The organism is Chitinophagales bacterium, assembly GCA_041392475.1.
Taxonomy (GTDB): Bacteria; Bacteroidota; Bacteroidia; order Chitinophagales; family UBA2359; genus JAUHXA01.
This window is the reverse complement of sequence record JAWKLZ010000001.1, coordinates 3,198,296-3,218,879: the sequence shown is the minus strand read 5'-3', so window position 1 is coordinate 3,218,879 and position 20,584 is coordinate 3,198,296. Positions and strand designations below refer to the sequence as shown.

At 39.5% G+C, this 20,584-nt stretch carries 14 protein-coding genes; 6 read left to right on the top strand and 8 right to left on the bottom strand.

What is annotated here, in order from left to right; genetic code table 11:
- Window positions 1-146 precede the first annotated feature (146 nt).
- Window positions 147-1,352, top strand: coding sequence for an aminotransferase class V-fold PLP-dependent enzyme (locus tag R3E32_11965; protein ID MEZ4885437.1), 1,206 nt, complete (start codon window positions 147-149; stop codon window positions 1,350-1,352).
- A gap of 30 nt (window positions 1,353-1,382) precedes the next feature.
- Here the strand turns inward: R3E32_11965 and R3E32_11960 are convergent, their stop codons facing one another.
- Window positions 1,383-1,832 carry a Uma2 family endonuclease gene (locus R3E32_11960; protein ID MEZ4885436.1) on the bottom strand — a complete coding sequence of 150 codons (450 nt, stop codon included), beginning with the start codon at window positions 1,830-1,832 and terminating at the stop codon, window positions 1,383-1,385.
- Window positions 1,833-1,911: 79 nt separating this feature from the next.
- Window positions 1,912-2,091: a Uma2 family endonuclease gene (locus tag R3E32_11955; GenBank protein MEZ4885435.1), complete on the bottom strand. Its 180-nt coding sequence runs from the start codon at window positions 2,089-2,091 to the stop codon at window positions 1,912-1,914.
- Window positions 2,092-2,779: 688 nt separating this feature from the next.
- Here R3E32_11955 and R3E32_11950 point away from each other — a divergent pair.
- Window positions 2,780-7,756, top strand: a complete 4,977-nt coding sequence (locus R3E32_11950) for a T9SS type A sorting domain-containing protein (GenBank protein ID MEZ4885434.1) — start codon at window positions 2,780-2,782, stop codon at window positions 7,754-7,756.
- A gap of 211 nt (window positions 7,757-7,967) precedes the next feature.
- Here R3E32_11950 and R3E32_11945 read toward each other — a convergent pair whose 3' ends face one another.
- From R3E32_11945 to R3E32_11935, 3 genes are all read right to left on the bottom strand, one after another.
- Complete coding sequence (locus R3E32_11945) at window positions 7,968-8,912, bottom strand: PorP/SprF family type IX secretion system membrane protein (protein ID MEZ4885433.1); 945 nt, start codon at window positions 8,910-8,912, stop codon at window positions 7,968-7,970.
- Window positions 8,909-9,508, bottom strand: a complete 600-nt coding sequence (locus R3E32_11940; protein ID MEZ4885432.1) for a TIGR04282 family arsenosugar biosynthesis glycosyltransferase — start codon at window positions 9,506-9,508, stop codon at window positions 8,909-8,911. Before R3E32_11940 ends, R3E32_11945 begins: the two co-directional genes overlap by 4 nt.
- A 62-nt stretch (window positions 9,509-9,570) precedes the next feature.
- Window positions 9,571-9,897, bottom strand: a complete 327-nt coding sequence (locus R3E32_11935; protein ID MEZ4885431.1) for an MGMT family protein — start codon at window positions 9,895-9,897, stop codon at window positions 9,571-9,573.
- A gap of 149 nt (window positions 9,898-10,046) precedes the next feature.
- Here R3E32_11935 and R3E32_11930 point away from each other — a divergent pair, with 149 nt between their 5' ends.
- Entirely contained in the window at window positions 10,047-10,691 is a 645-nt protein-coding gene (locus tag R3E32_11930; protein MEZ4885430.1) for a hypothetical protein, read from the top strand.
- Window positions 10,692-10,775: 84 nt separating this feature from the next.
- On the top strand, window positions 10,776-11,639 hold the full coding sequence (locus R3E32_11925; GenBank protein ID MEZ4885429.1) for a M28 family peptidase: 864 nt from the start codon (window positions 10,776-10,778) through the stop codon (window positions 11,637-11,639).
- Window positions 11,640-11,652: 13 nt separating this feature from the next.
- Here R3E32_11925 and R3E32_11920 read toward each other — a convergent pair whose 3' ends face one another.
- Window positions 11,653-12,777, bottom strand: coding sequence for a cyclic nucleotide-binding domain-containing protein (locus tag R3E32_11920; GenBank protein ID MEZ4885428.1), 1,125 nt, complete (start codon window positions 12,775-12,777; stop codon window positions 11,653-11,655).
- 156 nt (window positions 12,778-12,933) lie between these two features.
- Here R3E32_11920 and R3E32_11915 point away from each other — a divergent pair, with 156 nt between their 5' ends.
- The gene (locus R3E32_11915; protein ID MEZ4885427.1) at window positions 12,934-13,335 is read left to right on the top strand and encodes a response regulator; all 402 of its coding nucleotides are present in this window, start codon (window positions 12,934-12,936) and stop codon (window positions 13,333-13,335) included.
- Window positions 13,336-13,466: 131 nt separating this feature from the next.
- The gene (locus tag R3E32_11910; GenBank protein ID MEZ4885426.1) at window positions 13,467-16,745 is read left to right on the top strand and encodes an ATP-binding protein; all 3,279 of its coding nucleotides are present in this window, start codon (window positions 13,467-13,469) and stop codon (window positions 16,743-16,745) included.
- 50 nt (window positions 16,746-16,795) lie between these two features.
- Here the strand turns inward: R3E32_11910 and R3E32_11905 are convergent, their stop codons facing one another.
- Together R3E32_11905 and R3E32_11900 are read right to left on the bottom strand one after the other, a co-directional pair.
- Window positions 16,796-17,824: an Ig-like domain-containing protein gene (locus tag R3E32_11905; protein MEZ4885425.1), complete on the bottom strand. Its 1,029-nt coding sequence runs from the start codon at window positions 17,822-17,824 to the stop codon at window positions 16,796-16,798.
- 90 nt (window positions 17,825-17,914) lie between these two features.
- Window positions 17,915-20,503 (bottom strand): two-component regulator propeller domain-containing protein, encoded by a 2,589-nt coding sequence (locus R3E32_11900; protein MEZ4885424.1) that lies wholly within the window; start codon window positions 20,501-20,503, stop codon window positions 17,915-17,917.
- Between the last annotated feature and the right edge of the window lie 81 nt (window positions 20,504-20,584).

Below are 20,584 nucleotides of genomic sequence, written 5' to 3'. Positions count from 1 at the left end.
TCAATAGCACAGCACTTTTTGGTAAAGCATGATTATGTATTTTAGAAATTCAGATGAGGACTTGTTGTTTTACTGAAATTTTCAAAGAACAAAAAATTTTAGTAAATTTGTTCTCGCCTTAAAAAAATACATAATACAATATATATATGCCTAAAAATAAACATTTGCCTTACCTTAATAGTGTTGTGACACCTCTATTTCGTACGGCTACTTACTACTTTGAAGATACTGATGATGTTGTCAATTATCATGAAGGAAATACTTTAAAAAAAGGACGCTATGGGCGATATCATAACCCAAACTGGGAAGAAGTAGAAGAAAGATTAGCTAAATTAGACAATTGTGAATCGGCTTTGCTATTTCCATCGGGTATGGCAGCTATTACAACAACATTTTTAGCTTTTTTGAAAAAGGGAGATAGTATTATTTTTACTGAAAATGGGTACAGGAAAATTCGCAGTTTTTGCCTAACAATATTAAATAGTTTAGGTGTTAATATCTATCCCGCTTCACATAAAGAACTGATGGATTACGCTAGCTTTATCAACAAGCACAATATTGAACGAGTTCGCATTGTGTTTGTAGAAATGCCGTCTAATCCTCATCTTCATTTAGTTGATATTGAAAGAATTGCTAAAGTAAAGTCGCCAGAAACGCTTCTTGTAATTGATAGTTCCTTTGCAAGTCCTATGAACTTTAAACCACAGATATTTGGAGCAGACTTAGTTCTACATAGTTGTACCAAGTATCTTAGTGGTCAAGGTGATATTCTAGCAGGAAGTGTAGCAGGTTCTCAATCAAATATAGGAAAAATCCGAGTGTTGAGAGATATGATGGGAAGTATTAGTGATGCAAATACTGCTTTTTTGTTGAATCGAAGCCTTCATACACTTTCCATGAGGATGGACCATTATAACAAAAATGGTTTTAAGTTGGCTCGCTATCTGCAAAATCATCCAATGGTCAAAAAAGTATATTATACAGGCTTAGATGATTTTGAATTTTCTGACTTAGCATATAAGTACTTAGCAGGACATGGGGGAGTTGTTAGCTTTGAACTAGATGCCAACGAAATACAAACAACTTGTTTTGTTGAAAATTTACAAATACCTTACATAGGCAGTAATTTTGGAGCAGTGTTCAGCCTTGTTGAGCAATGTGGTATTTTTACCTATTTTAAGTTAAGTGACCAAGAACGAAAAAAATTGAATATTTCTGATAGTTTTATTCGGTATAGCATTGGATTTGAGCCTGTGGAAATTATAATAGAGGATTTTGAACAGGCGTTTAGAGAAACATTCGATTATGAAGAAGAAATTCACCAAATAAATGATATTGAAATACACAGATGAAGTAGTACAACATCTGAATAAAAGCAGTTTTTACAAATCCAATTCCATCTGCACATCCTCCAAATCCTCAATCAGATAGTAGATATCCGCCAAAGAGATTTGACAACCAATGGAATGTAGCCGAACCTTTGCTTCCAAACCAATCACGTTGGAAATGCGCCAAAGGTTCGGTTCTTCTCTGTACCATACCTCTATTTTGGGCTTGTCTTGCGAAACAAGTACATATTCTTGAAGGGATTCCAAACTTCTATAGCGATTGAATTTTGTGCCTCTATCAAAGTCCGCAGTAGAAGGCGGCAATACTTCAATAACCAAAATGGGGTTCTTGACAATGTCCGTTCGATTTTCTGCAAATGCTACCTCTCCGCATAAAACCATCACATCAGGATAGTAAAAACAATTGTGTTTTTCTATTTGCACTTTCAAATCGCTACTCGATATTCGGCATTTACTTTTTTTAGCACGTAAGTACCTAACCAGATTTAAAAGGATATTAAAATCTTCACAAAAAGTTAATAATAAACATTTTGTGATTTTTGAAATGTACCAATAATTTTGATTAGGTACTTAGCTCATTGTGTAGCGCATAATTCACGTTGGAACTAATGGTAGCATGATTCAATGTCCCCCTTGACATCGCCCAGATAATTCCATTGTAAAATTCACTTTTGGCATCGGGTTTTTCCTCCAAAGCCAAATATTCTTCAACCGTGTAAAGTTTTTCTTCTGTTTTTAACACTGCTACTATTTTGCAAAATTTGGTTTGATTGCCTACAAAAATAACGAATTTTCAGCTATTTCCTTTCCGTTCAAGGTAATTTCCTTCTCACTCCAAAGATTTAGAAGGTCTTATTTCACAGATATAGCCAAAGAACTCATTTTTTTAGCAATTCAAGCAATGCAAGTTGGCTTTATAAACTGATAGTTGTACTCCACATAAAGCTCACCACCCATCCAATCTTTTTGTTTTTAAATATAAAATTAATTAACACTTCCTTAATATTTAATTAACAGGCATTAAGAAATTCAATTTGAGGAAATAAATATATAAAACAAATCATTTAATTTTCATTGCTTTATGAAAAAAAAGAAATATAATATCTGATAGTCAAATTGTTTTACAAAAAGAATAGTTATATTCGTAAGGGTTACATAAATTCTCATATTCCCAAAAATAATGACCCAACTAAGGCTGATCTTGATACCATACTGAATCTATACAATACATCCAACTTATTTGGTTCAAACGACCATCGTCATTGACCGCCCAATTTTATTGAAAGGAGCAGGTGTACAGGAACGAAGTGGAATTTTCAAACCAATGTAGCAGCCTTTTCTTTTTATACCTTAACCAAACTATCCTCTTTTTTGTATTTTTACCCAATGTTATGTAAAAGTAACGCCATCCATTTCCAAAACAAGCCATCATGTTCCAAAATCTTTACCTCCGTTCTTCCTTCCTCAGCCTTGTTCATACTTGTCTATTCCTTGCGGCAAACATTTCACTTTCAGCACAATGCCCTGCCAATCAAACCCAAATAACCGTTAGCATTACCACTGACAACTATCCCGACGAAACCACTTGGGAACTCAAAAATTGGACAACAGGCACAGTCTATGCAAGCGGCGGCCCCTATACAACGGCCAACAACACTTATACCCAAAACGTCTGTATTCCCAACAATGCCACCATCGGATTCATTATCAACGATGTCTATGGCGATGGAATCTGTTGCAGTTTCGGCAATGGCAGTTACAGCGTTGGTGCAGGAAACACGACTTATGCTTCGGGCGGTGATTTTGATGCCTCCGAAACCAGTTTGTTCATCATCGAACCCTATGCAAAAGACTTGGCAATAGTAAACCTAACCATGCCCAATCTACTGCTCGCCAATACCGAACACAACATCACAGGCCGCATCATGAACCTCGGCACAACCTTCGTCAATTCCTTCACCCTCAATTGGCAAGCCAACAACGGAATGGTTCACTCCCAAAACCTCAGCTTTCCATTTCCCTCCAATGCCATTACAAACTTTACCCACACCCTTCCATGGACTCCAATGGCAGGAGAACACACATTGAAGGTATGGGCCAGCAATATCAATGGCACAGCAGACGACAATCCCGAAAACGATGTATTGGAAACAACCTTCAATGTGTTGATGCAAGTACCCATACGCACCGTTTTAGCCGAACATTTTACCAACGCCTCCTGTGGGCCATGTGCCGCCTATAATCCCGCTTTCGATGCCCTCATGAACAGCAACATTGACCACGTTGCGCCCATCAAATACCACACCTCATGGCCTGGTTTTGACCCGATGTATCAAGAAAACTCAGCCGATGCCAATTCAAGAGTCAGTTACTATGGAGTTGGTGGCGTGCCGACAGCAGTTTTGGATGGCGGACAGTATGCAGGTTCTCCCGCCAATGTCAATCAATCGATTATCAACTCTCTTGCCAGTATCAGCAGCGGCATCATCATCACCGTAGATGAAACCCAAACAGGGAACACAGTCAACATTGAAGCCACAATTGAAGCACTGCTTCCGATTAACTCCAATAATTTGCGGGTGCATATTGTAGCCGTAGAAAAGGAAAAAAACTATACTTCTGCCCCTGGGAGTAATGGTGAAAAAAAGTTTCCTTATGTGATGCGAAAAATGCTGCCGAACTTCAATGGTACGAGCATTGCAGCAATGTCCGCCAACAGCTCTACAACCGTCAATACTTCCTATACGTTGCCCAACTTTGTGACTGCCAATCAAATGCGAACCATCGTGTTTGTCCAAGACCAAAGCAATGGCTATGTATATCAAAGTTTCCTCGCCCCGAAAATCATGGGACAAAACAACAACGAACAATCCCCTACAATTGACGCACCCGAAATTGTGGGCTGTGCTCTCGGTTTAGACATTACCCAACAAAATGCAACCTGTGGCTTGAGTAACGGCTCTGCAACTGCAAGTATTTTTGGAGGCACTGAACCACTTACTTTTCAGTGGAGCAATGGCGAAAATAGTGCTTCTATTGTCAACCTTACAGCAGGGCAATATGAAGTTCTTGTGACGGATGCAAATGACTGTTCGACTACCGAAACCATCACGATTACCAATACCCAATTACCGACTCTACAAGCCATTACCATACAACCGACTTGCGGCGAAGACAATGGAGTTATCAACATTGTAGCCAACAATGGCACTCCTCCCTTCAACTACCAATGGAACACACAAGAGATTGGCAATACTCCCAACCCAAATAATTTGTCAGCAGGTACTTATACCGTTCTTGTAACCGATGATGTGGGTTGTACGGCCTTGCAAAACATCAACTTGGTCAATGCAGGAACACCCAATGTGGATTTATCAGGAGTCGAACCCTCTTGTAATGAAGCGGGGCAAATCAGCGCAAATATTTCGGGCGGCACTCCTCCTTATTCCCTTCAATGGAGTATAGGAGAAACAAGCCCAAACATCAATATATCAGAATCAGGCACTTATTCACTATTTGTAACCGATGCCAATGATTGTGTTAGTACACAAAGTATTGTGATAAACTCCGACATAAATTTACCGATTTTTGAAGTCAATGCCCAGACAGTTTGTGTAGGGGAGGAAGGGAGTGCCACTGTAGTCATTACAGGTGGTGTTGCTCCTTATCAAATCGCATGGAGTAATGGGCAAATTGGAGAAACGGCAGATAATTTGGTTGTCAATGTATTGTATCAAATTGAAGTAACAGATGCCAATGGTTGCAGCACGGTTAGCGATTTTAGGATTGAGGCTTTTGCGGGGATAGAAGCGCTTGTTTTTGAAGGAATAAATGCAAGCTGCAATGACAGCAATGGTAGCCTCACTGCAATCGTAGCAGGCGGAACAGCTCCTTTTTCCTACGACTGGAATACCAACGCCAACGAAATAGGCAATCAAATCGAAAATCTAACAGAAGGCACGTATAGTGTTTTGGTAACGGATGCGAATGGGTGTACGACAAATGGTTCATACGAAATCCAAAATTTAGGTACACCTCATTTGGAATTGTCTGCCATCGCTCCCAACTGCAATAGTGATGGTACGATTACTGCCAATATTTCGGGCGGCATCGCTCCTTACACACTTCAATGGAACACAGGTGAAACTAGCGAATCTATCCAAATCAATGAGGGTGGTAATTACCAACTTGAAGTTACCGATGCTTCGGGCTGTATGACTTCACAAAATATTGAAATCGAAGCCAATATTGATTTTCCTACCATCGCTCTTACTATTTCACAACCTTGTGGTAATGGATTGGGCAGTGCTACGGTAAGCATTGAAGGGGGGACTGAGCCATACAATATTGAATGGGGGAATGGCCAAATAGGATTTTTTGCCGATGATTTGACAACCAGCGTTTTTTACAATGTTTTAGTGACAGATGCAAATGGCTGTTCTGCCTCCAAAACCTTTGTTGTAGAAGCGTTGTCAGGGATTGAAGCAATTGAAGTCATAACCACTGAAGCTACCTGCAATAGGGAAAACGGAAGTATTTCGCTGCAAATTGTGGGTGGAACAGTTCCTTTTTCCTACGATTGGAATACGGGCGATATGGGTGAAAATCTCGAAAACATAACAGCAGGAACTTACAGCGTGTTGGTAACAGATGCGAATGGATGCTCTGTAAATCAAGAAATTGAAGTGAAAGCTATTGACAGTCCTGTGATTGGCATTGAAGTGGAAAATGCCAACTGCAATGAAGCAAATGGGCGAGTAGTTGCAACGGTTTCGGGAGGCACTGCACCTTATACCTTCCATTGGGAGAGTGGGCAAACGGGTTCAACAATTGAAGATTTGGTGGCGGGGACTTATGTTTTAACGATTATGGATGCGAATGATTGTGAAGTGATGCAAACAGTTGAAGTGAAGGATGAAGGTTCGCCCAATGCCAGTTTTTTTGTGCCTTTTGAGTTTTGTATAGCAGATGGTGATTTGTTTTTGGTTCCCCTACAAACTTTGGGAGGTACTTTTGCAGTAGATGGTGAACCGATTGAAGGGAGTTTTTGGACTCCTGAAACGGTAGGGGAAGTGACTATTAGCTATACGGTGACAGAAAATGGCTGTTTTAGTAGTGAGGAGCAAACAATTATGCTGGTTGATGAATTTGATTCTACATGGACGACTGAGGGAGACAGATTTGAGGTATGTGAAAGTGATTTGCCTTTGACTATTTTATCGAACAATACAAGCGGGCATTGGCTGACGGATGTTGGTGCAAACGTTGTGGTTGATGTGGACAATGAAGGCAATAAGGTGATTACTTTTATGGCAAATATAGGAGATAATGCGAATAGTCAAACTTTTGAGGTGATTCACGAAGGCGGTGGCGCAAATTGTGGAACAGCTTATACAGAATACATTACAGTTTTCGCAACTCCCAAGACTCCCGAAGTGTTGACGAGTGCTTTTGAAAGTTGCGGTTTGGAGGATGCGCCAACGATTATCTTGACGGGTTTTCCCGAATTTTGCAGTTGCCCTACGACCTTCAATATATACGATGAAGCAGGCAATTTGTTGAAGGAAGGCGAAACATTTAACAATGATGAATTTGATACTGCGTCTTTTATCAATGAGTTGGGCATTTACACTTTTGAAGTGGCAAGCGTTCACCAAACCTGCGAGAGTCAAAGGGTGTCTGTAACGATTGAGGTTTTTGAGGATGTGACAGCGAATTTGACTACAACATCAAGCTGTGACAATGAATCGGGTGAAGCGGTTGCTACGGTTTTGAGTGGAACTGCACCTTATAGTTTTGAGTGGAACAATGGAGCGATAACGGGAATTCTGACCGACCTTTCTCCAGCAGTTTATCAGGTTTTGGTCACGGATATCAATGGCTGTACGGTGGAAGCGGAGGCGACTTTGGAGGAATTGATGACTCCGATGTTGGATTTAGGTGAAGATATTGTTCAGAATGAGGGTGAAGCGGTAGTTTTGGAAATGGAGGTTTTGGAGGATGTGGTTTATCTGTGGTCAAATGGGGAATCGAGTTCAAGTATTGTGGTGACGGAATCGGGTACTTATGGTTTGACGGTCATCACGGCTGATGGTTGTGAAGCTACGGACGAAATCGAAGTGACCTTTGTGACGGATATTGCAGCGATTGAAGGTTTGAATGATTGGCTTTTGTATCCAAATCCCGCCAATGATTTTGTTTCACTTCAATTTGATTTACAAAGAAATATAGCCGCTACGATTGAGGTTTTGGATGTAGCAGGTCGTCAGTGGTTTTCACAAGGATTTCAATTGTCGAAGGTAAATAAACGGTTTTTGATTGCTACTGAAGGATTCCCGATTGGAGTGTATTTGGTGGTGGTGAAAAGTGGTAATGGGTTGGTGATGAAAAAGCTCTTGGTGGAGTAGTGAGAATGTAAACTCAAAATATAAAGTAAAAGGCATTGCAGTTTAGGACTGTAATGCCTTTTTTAATTTGAAAATATTTGCCCGTATAAGTTTCCTAACTTGTACGAAATGAAACACCAAGTCTACTAGCATGAAGGTAAATAGCGAAGATGGTAGATACTATGAACAAAACCTTAAAGGTACGGGTCGGATTTATTTGGGTACACTATGTTTATTCTGGAGCTTCTTCCTCTTTCACCAAAAAATAATTGAATGTTACTCCTACACGGCTTCGATTGAGGTAGTTAGCAGACTGCTTGAGGTGATAGGTTGCGGCAACCTGGTATTTTTCAGCGAGTTTGACACCTGCGGTTAAGGCAATTTTATAAGGCGGTTGATTCATTTTGTAGCTGATTCCAGCCAAGTATTTGTCATGGAATTTTGCCAATAAACTTAGGTCAATATAACCTTGATTGTTGAAAGAACCTGAGAACTGATTGAGGCTAAAATTCAACATTGCAGCAGGGTGTAGCGTAATGTTTTCGTTCACCCCAATCTGCGTTCCCATGCTGAGGTATGCCTCCTTTTGAAAGCGGTTGTTGCCGCCTATATTGTAAAACTCAAAGTTGGGTTCATTGGTATGAAAAATCGTTGCGCCCATATAAAAATCACCATTTAGGTACAAAACACTGCCGTCCAAATTAAACTTAAAAAAGCTTTCGTTGGTTTTGACCACATCTACACTGCCCGAATTCGGTACAAAATTGGAATTGTAGTGCAACAAAGATGAATTTAAACCCAACTTGAACCGCCCTTTTTCACCCGCCTGAATGGTGTAACTGTACAACAATCCGACTTTCATTTGCCGCCGTTTGTAAATATCCCCAAAACTGTGATAGTTGACCATTAATCCTACTCCACTTTTGATGGCTTCAATTTGTCCATGTATAAACCCCTGAAAAGAATACGGTTCAGAGACACCATTTTTGAGGTTTCTTCCCGAAACACCTATCATCGGATGGCTTTCTTCTCCTGCAAAAGCGGGGTTGTAAAAAATTGGATTGAGGTGGTAATCCGTAAAATAGTCAATACGAAGCCCTGTTGTTTGAGCTTCAAGGTTATTGAAGTACAAGAAAAAAAAGAATGTAAGAAAAATAAGAAGTATTGTTTTTTTCATATTTTTAAATCTGCTTTATGTTTTTGCCAGTCTTTTAGGTAATCAATATCACTGAGTTGAGGTAGTAGAAAATAGCTTTTTTGCGCCGATTGAAGGGCTGCAATTGTATCAGGAAAAACGGATTCGGTACTCCAATTTTTGTCGGTAAAAACGGAAGGTAAAAGCGATCTCATGCCAATCAAATAATAACCTCCATCAAATGTAGGCCCTACAACAAAATCATGGGTATCCAATTGATGAAAAGCCTCCTGCAAAATTTCGCTATTTAATGCAATACAATCACTACCAATGATTACCACTTTTTGGTAGTCCGCCTCAAAAGTTTCCTGAAAAGCCGCTGCCATTTTCTCACCCAAATCTCCTTCTATTTGAACGTTTTTTTGGTAAGTATCATTTGCCCATTCATCACCTACTTCAATGTTTTTACTGTAATACAGGCGTTTATCACAATCCAAAGATACGGTAATTTGTCGTGTATGCGCCAAAAGCGTTTGGTAAATTTCGAGAGCCTTGTCGTTACCAACGTCTTGCGCCAATCTGGTTTTGACCGTGCCTTTGATGGGATTTTTGATGAAAATGATAATCGCTGAATTCATTTTGAAATTATGTTTTGGTTTTAGAGTTTTTAGGGTGTTTTGGCGTTTAGTGTATTATGCGGTTAAAGTTCTAATTCAATACTTGGATCCCAAAATACTTCTTTGAAATTCTGAATTTTATCTTCTTTTACTACAATGCCTTCATTTTCCAGTAATTGCTGCATCGTATTTGCCTCTCCAAAATGATGTTTTCCCGTCAATACTCCATTTCGATTCACAACCCTATGAGCAGGCACATTTTCGGGTTGAATGTGGGAATTGTTCATCGCCCAACCGACCATTCGGGCAGAGCGAGCAGCCCCCAAATACCGAGCAATCGCTCCATAAGAGGTGACTCGACCGTGAGGGATGAGCATAGCCACTTGAAAGACTTTTTCATAGAAGGTCATGGAAGTACATTTTGGCTTTTTGAAAAATTGGTTTTTACGACTTCAAAGTTAGTGTTTGGTTAGCAATGATTTGGTGAAGTTCTGTTAAAAAATCGAATTTGCATTGATAAATTTTACCTTTGCAGCCGAAAAAAAAGTCAAATTTCTCGATGGAATTAATTACCAAAATAAAAGCAAGTGGCATCAACAATCTTTCCGATGCCCGTTATTTTTCTACATTTGCCGAGTGGATCGGCTTCAATTTTAGCCCAGAATCGCCCAACTATGTAACTTTAGAGAGGGAGCAGGAAATTGTAGGTTGGTTGGCGGGACCTCGCATTGTAGGTGAATTTGAAAAGCAAGATATTGAATACATCAATGCTGTTTGTAATGCACTCAAAATAGACACTATTCAGACTGATTTGGATTTGAATTTTGGTCAATTGACTTCAATGGTTTCTACGGTGATGAAACGGATTGTCGTAGATAATTATTTAGACGATAGCCGATTAGAAAGTATTTTGATGGCGGATAGCGGAAAGATTGCTTATTTTGTATTGGATTTTACCCAAGAGCCTCTTACTTGGCAGAAACTTCAATACCATGCCTATTTTTCGCCCGATAAGCTGAAAGATTGGTGCGAAAACTACCCCATTATTTTGCACTTACCTTTTACTCCCGACAATGTTTTAGAAATCGTGGAGCAGATTCGACCCTTTGCCCTCAATATGGCAGGTGGAACGGAGGATAAGGTCGGACTTCGTGCTTTTGATGATATTGACCCAATTATAGAACGCTTGGAAGAAATGTATTAAATGAAAATGAATCATCAGCTTATTCCAAAATTGTTGATTTTCTTTAATCACTAATCACTAATCACTAATCACTAATCACCAATTATGACTCCCAATATAGACCGATTGAAAAAAGACCTTACCTTCATCTGCGAAGTACAACCTGCTCGAAATTACCGCAATGTGACTTCCCTCAATACGGTTGCAGCGTATATATATTCAGAATTTGAAGCGGCAGGAGGCCGAGTAGAAATGCAAGAATTTGAAGTAGATAGACGAATCTATAAAAATGTGATTGCTTCTTTTGGTAGAGAAGAAGCGGAACGAATCGTCGTTGGTGCACATTACGATGCCTACGAAGATACGGCAGGAGCAGACGGCAATGCGAGTGGGGTAGTCGGTATTTTGGAAATGGCTCGTTTGCTGGGGCAGGTAAAGAGCGAATTGAAGTATCGGGTAGATTTTGTGGCGTATAGTTTGAAAGAAGCTCCTTACTACGAAACTGAAAACATGGGAAGTGCCATTCACGCTAAGTTTTTATTTGAAGAAAAGGCAAAGGTGAAGGCAATGATTTGCTGCGAAATGATTGGTTATTTTTCTGATGCTGCTGATTCTCAATATTTTCCTGATACAGTATTGGAGTCTATTTATCCCAACAAAGGGAATTTTGTGATGGTAGTTGGTTTGGAAGAACAATATGATTTTCTGCAAAGTGTCTATCGAGCAGTAGATAAAAGCAGTCCGAATTTAGAAGTGGAATTTATCTTTTTTCCGAGTGATGCAAGTTTTGGGGGAATGTCTGACCACCGTAATTATTGGAAACACGGTTATGATGCGGTGATGATTACCGACACTGCTTTTTTTCGCAATCCTCATTACCACAAAGTTACGGATACGATGAATACCTTGAATTTTGGAAAAATGGCAGAAGTATTGAAGGGCATTTTAGGTTATTTGTTGTCGCTTTAGATAACTCAGGCACTCAATGAAAACCTAAAAAGGAACTATACACGCCAATCAAAATATGTGAAAAACCAACTCCAACCAGTGTTTTTTGACGGTCATACATATAGCCCCAAAATATACCAGGAATGAAAGTCACAATCGCAAAGTAAAGATTGAACACAAGGTGAAAGGAACTGAATAGCAAATTTGACAGTACAATGGCATTGAAGGTAGCATACTTGCCACTAAAAAGTTTTTGAAGGCCAGTTTGGTAAACTCCTCTGGTGATAAATTCTTGAATGGGCGAAAAAATTATGTAGAGTCCATAAAAAAGCAGCACCCAATGCAGCTCAAATCGGAAAATGCGGTCTATATCAATGATTGCTTTGTCTTGATAACCATTCATATATTGTATTTGAAGCCATTTCACGATTGTGAGCAATAGCAAAAATAGGATAGTCCAAATCAAACTTTCTTTGAGGTGGGCTTTCCAGTTTTCGGTGGATACTCCAAAGAAACTAAGTGGGTAGCCACTGTTTTTGACATATCTATAACAAGCAATCCCTAAAGTAGCAATTATCAGAGGAACAGCACATGACAAATAAAATTGTGTGTGTATGTGTTCTTTCCATTCTAAAAATACTCCGAGTAAAAACATGTAGGAAATCAGAATGGTAAGCGTAAATAAGAAGAAATTGCTAAATGAAATGTTCTTTTTGGCTTCTTCTAGCTTCTCTTTGGTTTCTTTGATGGTTGCTATGTTCATAGTCCGTAGAGCAGCTTGCTGATTGGTGACATGGTTCAGCATAATTTTGAAGAAAATAGATTCTTCAGCTTTTCCAGAAAGTGTTTTAATGGCATCAGTATCAATGCTTTTTAATTGAGTTGCCTTAGTTGCTTTGACATTGGCAGAACGTTTGGTTTCATCCAAAAGTGCCATGACACCAAAATGTTCTCCCGCCTCTTGATAGGCAAGTGTGATGCCATCCTTGTAAATTTCTACTTCCCCACTTTCAATCATATACAGTCTATCTCCTTCTTCTCCTTCTCGTATAATCACTTGATTTTCTTTATAGTGATGTGTTTGGAGATAGGGGGTGATTTCTTTCAACTGAGTTTGGGTAACATTTTGCAGTAGCTGATTATTATACCATTCAATCATATCGTTTTCAAAAGTATTTTTTTAAAGTTTTCTTAAGTATCGGGTTTAAGTCCATCCAAATTTAAAAATAGCATTTTTTTCTTCACATCTGTCAACAATTTGTGCTATCTTTCCATTTCATTTACTCATTAACATCACTAAAAACCAAATATCAATATGGACGGAAAGCAGCAAAAGCTCATTTTTGTGGTAGATGATGATCCAATGTTCCAAAGTATGCTCAAAGACCACCTTGCAGACAACAATCCACACTTCAATGTGATGGGTTTCTTGTCGGGTGAAGATTGCTTGGAGCATCTAAGTCAAAAACCCGATGCAGTTATTCTCGATTATTTTTTAGACAATGTGGAAGAAGATGCCGCCAATGGCTTAGAAATATTGAAGCAAATAAAAGACCAATATCCAGAAATGCCTGTTGTTATGCTTTCTGCTCAACACAGATATGGAGTAGCTGCTCAAACTCTTATTGAAGGAGCTTACTATTATATTATCAAAGACGATGATGCCTTCGAAAAGGTCAATGAGATGATCAATGAATTGCTTGAAGAAGCAGTTTGAAAAATGAATGATTAAAAGTTTATCAACATGAAATAAATAAAATAATTATTTTATTTATTTCATGTCCCTATTTTTTCTACTTCAATTACTCCAGAAACAATCTCCAATTGCTGGATGGTTAAATTGCTGCAATGAAGTATTTTGTATTCTTCCTTTTGTTAGTTATCCATTATTTTTATCCTACTCAGGCACAAACCATTCAGGATAGGGAATACGGTATGCCGTATATCACCTACTTTAGTCCCAAAACATACGATGCACATCCCCAAAACTGGGCGATCACACAAGGCGCTCGGGGTTTTATGTACTTTGGTAATACCAACGGTATTTTGGAATATGATGGCACTTCTTGGCGATTGATTCCAACACCCAAAAGTTCGATTGTGCGCTCTTTGGATGTGAATGATTCAGGACAAATTTTTGTTGGCGCACAAGGAGAAATTGGCTATCTCAGCCCTGATACTACTGGTTTGCTGCAATATGTATCGCTAAATGAATATATATTAGCAGAAGACAATGATTTTGGAGATGTATGGAAAACCTACTGTACAACTAAGGGTACTTTTTTTCTTACTCGTGAAAAGGTTTTTCAATGGGATGGACAGACAATCAAGACAAGAAACTACGACCCACCTTTAAATCAACAGTATGGTTTTTACGTAAACGAAGAATTGTACTTGACCCAAAAAGAAAAAGGTTTGGCTATTTTGGAAGGTGATGAATTGAAGCCTGTACCAGGAGGGCGTGCTTTTGCAGATGATTATTTATATGCAATGATTGCTACACCTTACAATCAAATCTTGATGGGAACCCGTCAAAAAGGTCTGTTTGTTTGTGAAGATGACCGATGTTTTCCACTTTATACACAAGCCGACGATTTTCTGCGTGAAAACCAATTGTATCATGGTTGTGCTTTGGACAACGGACAATATGCGTTGGCAACGCTGCAAGCAGGTATTGTGATTATTGACCAAGAAGGATATTTACAACAAATCATCAATCAAGAAGATGGACTGCCCAATCACCAAGCCTACTACGTTTACAATGACCACCAAAATGGTTTGTGGGTAGCACTCGACAACGGTTTGGCGAGAATCGAAACGGCTTCTACTTTGTCAACCTATCGAGGCAGTGAATCTATTGGTAACATCAATGCCATTACCCGCCACCAAGAAAACCTCTATTTAGCGACTTCGCAAGGAATCTACCACCTAGAGCCCAGCGATACAGTCTATTCATTTTTATCTGACAAACCCAACCAACCCCAACTGGAAAATATTCCTGTATTCCGCACAGAATGTTGGGATTTGTACTCCAAAGAAAACAAACTATTGGTAGCTACAAGTGGAGGAATATACAGTTTGAAGAACTTACAACCCAAACTTATTGAAGGTTTGGCTGCCTATTGCTTTCACCCTTCTCCACTTGACGAAAACCTGCTGTATGTAGGAATGCAAAATGGTTTAGGGATTTTGAGGTGGGAAGAAGACAATTGGAAGTTTTTAGGGAAAGTACCCAATATAAGTGAGTCCATTCGAAGTATTGCTACTACTAAAGACGGCAAAATGTGGCTGGCAACAGACTTTCGAGGTATCTTGCAAACAACATTGCCTATTGACGAACAACAGATTAAGCGGTTTGACGAACAAGATGGTCTGCCTTCTACTCGCAACAACGATGTCTTTAGCCTCAGTCAAGGAATTGTATTTACCACCGAAAACGGATTGATGTATTTTGATGAGACAGAGCAAGAATTTAGATACGAACTGAAATATGGTGTTCAGTTTACAGAAGGAAATTATCGAGTCAATACACTCAATGAAGATTATGATGGCAATATTTGGATACATGCCAAACAAATCAACGGGGTTTTGACCCTTCAAAAAGACAAAAAATACGTTTGGCAAGAAGCACCTTTGAATCGCTTACCCAAATCAGATATTCGTGTAATCTATTCAGAAGACAATGGAATGATCTGGTTTGGCGGTATCAATGGATTGGTTCGCCATGACAACAGCACTAAAAAAATCTATAAAACCAGCTTCAATACTGTTATCAGAAGTGTTTCGATAGCAGACTCCATCATTTTTAGAGGTGCGTACACCAATCTTCAAAAAGGGGCATCATTGGAACAACTGGATTCTCAGAAACCCGAGTTGGCTTATGACAATAATAGCTTGAGATTTACATATACTTCAACAAGTTATGACAATCCATCCGAAAATCAATACCAGTATTTACTCGAAAATTTTGACCCAGACTGGTCGCCTTGGAAATATGAAAACCGCAAGGACTATACCAACCTTCCGCCAGGTAATTATCAATTTCGGGTGCGTTCCAAAAATGTCTATGGGGTCATTAGTGCCGAAGCAGTCTATGAGTTCAATATTCTCACGCCTTGGTACAAAACTTGGTGGGCTTATTTACTCTATGCTATTGGTTTTCTTGGAGCGGTGCTACTTATTTTTAGCTTACGTGTTCGCAATTTTATAAGACAACAACAACTGCTTCAAACAATGGTGGATGAAAGAACCCAAAAATTGAATAGTTCGCTCAAAGAATTGAAGGAAACACAAAATCAGTTGGTCGTACAAGAAAAACTAGCATCATTGGGGCAATTGACCGCTGGGATTGCCCACGAAATACAAAATCCCTTGAATTTCATCAACAATTTTGCCCAACTTTCGGAAGAACTCTTGGAGGAATTGAAAGAAGATGTAGCCGAGCAGAAAACCCACATTGAAGTGGAAAAAATGGAGAACATTACCGAGATGATTTCAGAATTGCAGGAAAACGTGCAGACGATTGACAAACATGGAAAACGCATTGATAGCATTATAAAAAACATGCTGCGACATTCGAGAGCAGATGGAGGGGGCAAAACTTTGGTGGATATCAATGCACTGATTAAACAATATTTACAGCTTTCTTACCACGGTTTTAGAGCCAAGCACAAAACCTTTACGGCCAACCTCCAATTGGATTTAGATGATAATATAAAAGGGATTCGCTTGATTCAACAAGACATCGGGCGTGCATTGCTCAATATCATCAACAACGGACTCTATGCCCTTCAAAAAAAGGGAGGGCATTTGAAACAACAAGGTATCAATGATTATTTGCCGACTATTTGGATAAGTTCGTTCATGGAAGGGGATAAGGTGATTATCAAAATCAGAGACAATGGCATGGGAATCCCGCAGGACATCCGTGAGCAAATTTTCAATCCTTTTTTCACCACCAAACCTGCTGGTATAGGCACGGGCTTGGGACTGTCGCTGACTTACGATATTGTGGTGCAAATACATCAGGGTAAACTATCTGTAAATTCCAAAGAAGGAGAATTTACAGAGTTTGTGATAGAATTGCCGTTTAGCAATGAAGTGCAAGATGCAAGACGCAAAGCATAAGACAAGTTATTGTGCTTTATGTCTTATGCTTGTAGTCGTCCACTCGTCCGCTATTTTTTCCTTTTTTTCTTCTTTTTGCCCTCCTTTTTAGGGGTCTCTCCACCTTCATCATTTCCTGTATCTTTGTTGGAAGCTTTGTAATCAGCAGGAGCTTTGGGGTCTTTTACTTGGATAATGATTTTACCTTCCACACAAGATTTATTGTAGTCACAAATCTCATAAGTGATTTCCTCTGTACCATAGAAACCGTGATTGGGAATATAAGTAATCGAAGTACTCGTTCGCCGTAGTTTGCCATTTTCGGCTTTGCTAATCGAACAAATACGATTTTCTAAAGTATTTTCGGGGTCATAGTCGTTCTCCAATGCGTCAATGCGGACAATGTTTCCAAATGTTTCTACTTCATCGGTAACTGCTACTGGCGGCTGGTTTTTTTCGTTGGAAGGAAGAATATAAACGATATTATTGACTCCTTCAAAGTAGCGCAAACCGCAAAGTCCTTGATCTTCATATACCGTAAAATTGAATTTTTCTTCCCCATTGAAGCCAATTTTTGGATGGTAAATCGCTGTACTACTATCTGCTGACATTTCAATCCGTCCATGTTCTGGAGCTTTGGAGATGCGGATTTTTTTGTCTGGAAAACCAAACGGCAAAATGTCTCCTTCTTGTATAAATATTTTTTCTACTCTCGGAAAATCTGCATTTGAAGGCGGACACTTCACAATATACACAGTGGCTCGGTCACATTTACCTGCTTCATCACATATTTCATATACAAACTGATCGGGTTCGTCCCCCAAATAGTTGGCATGATACAATACCAAATCTACACCTTTGTGTCGCTCTACTCGAATGATTCCTTTTGGTTCTTCTACAATGGTTAGTTTATTGATTTTGTAGTCGTAAGATTCATAATCGTTTACTAACAAATTGAACAATTCGGGCGCAGTACGCTGAATCACCAAAGTATCATTGACAGCATTGGGTTCAAAAATATTTGCATCTTTTTGTTGGGCAATGGCAAATGTAGCAAGACTGAGTAAAAAGGTAGTAATTAGGATGTAAGATAGCTTCATGACAAGGTTTTTTTGGTTTTACATTAACACGAATTGAAAGCACTATATCTATCATAAGACATTCACAAGATACCAAAAGTTTAGTTTTCTTCAATGCAATTCCAAAGCCTCCAAATGCCCATACTTCAATTTACGCCGCCTTAACCACCACTTCGTCACTGCCCAAAAAGTCCATACAAAAAGAAAAATAATAGAAACAGATGTCAAGATAAACTTAGGATGATACCAAATCGGTGACAAAATGGTGAACTTGAATTGAAGGTGATGTTGATAATCTTGCTCATTGAAGGTTTGATTTCTGACATGAAGGGTATAGTCACCTGCGGATAAATTCTTGTAAGTCACCATTGCATCTCCATCATCCAACTGCCATTCTTCCTCCAAGCCTTCTAAGAAATACTCATAACGAATGGTTTTTGGACGACTAAAATCAATGGCATTGAAGGAAAAAGTCAAGGTATTTTCATTGTGCTTCAATTGAAGGTCTTTGGGTAAATAGGTTTTTGCATCAATTTGATTGGTGTAAGCTATCCAATCGACGTTTTCATAGTTGAGTTTGATGTCTTCAATACGCACAAACGGTTTGCCATTTCTATGTTCATGCAAATCAGGGTAATATTTGGTAATCCCTCTGCGTGTCCCCAACCAAACACTGTTGTTTTGAGTGGAATGATAGCGCAAAGGCGTACATTCCAAAGGCAAGAAACCCTTGTCTTTACCAATGTTTTCAAAGTGAATTTTTTTGGTTGCATTGAAGGCCGACACATCCAAACGGTCAATGCCATTGACCGTTCCCAGCCATGCAATGCCATCTTGTATTTGTATAGAACTCACATTGTTATTTACCAAACCATCCGTTTCGTCAAATTGAATCATGTATTTGCCATCAAATCGCAGTAATCCTCCATTCGCTTTCACCATCCAAATATTGCCCGCCGCATCTTCATCCATATCCACAATCAAATCAAAATAATGGTCACTACCCACCAATTTAAAACCCTCCTTTGGACCATCCAGACGATACACCCCATCGTCAATCGCCACCCAAACCCGATTCTCATGGTCGACCAACAGTTCCTGCAAATTGTAACGGGGAAAACCCGTTGTAAACGACAATTCATTGAAGCCTTCCTCATTGGTCTTGATAGGAAATTCTTGAAACTTTTTACCGTCGTAGCGATACACCAAACCATAGCGAGAAGCCAACCATATATTTCCCTTTTCATCCTCCTCCAGCTTCAATATCGGCTCAAAATCGACCTCCTTGCGAATCTGCAATGGGCGAAATTTACCGTCTTTGTAGCGATAAACTCCCTTGACCGTTGCTATCCAAACCGTACCATCCTTTGCCTCCAATAAGTCAAAAACCATATCCGTTCCCAAATTGCTTTCCTTCGAAAAATGCTCACATTCTCCTTGTTCGCAGATACTCAGCCCTTTGTTGCGGTAAGCAAACCAAGTCCGTCCTGCTCGATCTTCGAGTACACTTGTCACATAGCTGCTCTTCAATAGGTTTTCAACATGGTAATGCTCAAACGCAAAAGTCTGGAATCGAGAAATCCCATTGAGTGAATTGAACCAAATATTGCCTTCATGATCCTCCAATATTTCTCGGTAGCGCATTCGATAGCCATCTCTCCACAAGTCCATTTCTCCGTTTTCTTCTATCTTCTGAAAACAACTGCCATCAAACACACCCAAACCTTCCTTGATGCTCAACCACAATCGTTCTTTGGAGTCCAAAAATGCCCAATCTATGCGGTTGCTCGGCAGACCATCATCGGTCGTGTAGTGCTGAAACGATTCACCGTCAAACTGATACAACCCACGAATGGTTGCAAACCAAAGATTGCCGCTTTTGTCCTTTCGCATGGAGTGCGTGATGTTTTTTTGCAGGGCAAGCGGAATGTTTTTGTAGTCAAAATTTTTGCCATCGAAGTGCATGATACCTTCGTCGGTATGCAGCCAATATTGACCATACAGACTGTCTATCTGAAAAACTTGTGTGGTGCGGTTTACGGCTTTCGTCAAATTGGTGTACGTACTGTCTTTGTACTCCACCAAACCCAACAAAGTCGCTAGATAATAGTGATTTTCAGCAATTTTATAGACATTGTAGATATGGTTGTGTTTCAAGGATTCATATCCATTTTTCAACAACAAATCACCTGCACTGTGCAGCATCAAAAGGTCTTTTTCGCCGCTTCTTAGCCAAAGCGGTTCTGCACCATCTTTGTAGAAAAAAATACGCCCTTGTCCAAAAGGCTGCAAACTATCACCCTCCAATGGCCGAAATTTATGGCCGTCAAAATAAGCCGCCTTACTCCGCTTTCCATCTCCATTCGACCGAAACCATACATTTCCCCCTGCATCTTCGTGTATGCTTTGCACGCTTTCTGCAATGAGTCCATCACGGCTGGTGAAATTTTTGAATTCTCGACCATCAAAACGACTCACACCTGCCGATGTACTGACCCACAAATAACCTTTGGTGTCTTGGTAAATCGCATACACCGTAGAAGAACCCAAACCGTCCTGAATGCCATAGCGAGCAATGCTGTATTCTTGTGCGGTGGCTTCAATGAACAATAAACAGCTTATTGTGCAGACAAATAGTTTCCACTTTCGTTTTTGAAGTGAAGTAAAAATTGCTAAAAAAAAGAGTAAAAGGGAACGCATAGTTTCTTGGCTTTGTTTATCTTGACGTATTTTTAGCTTCAATTGTTGTGAGGAGATGCGATATTAACATTTTTTGTAGAA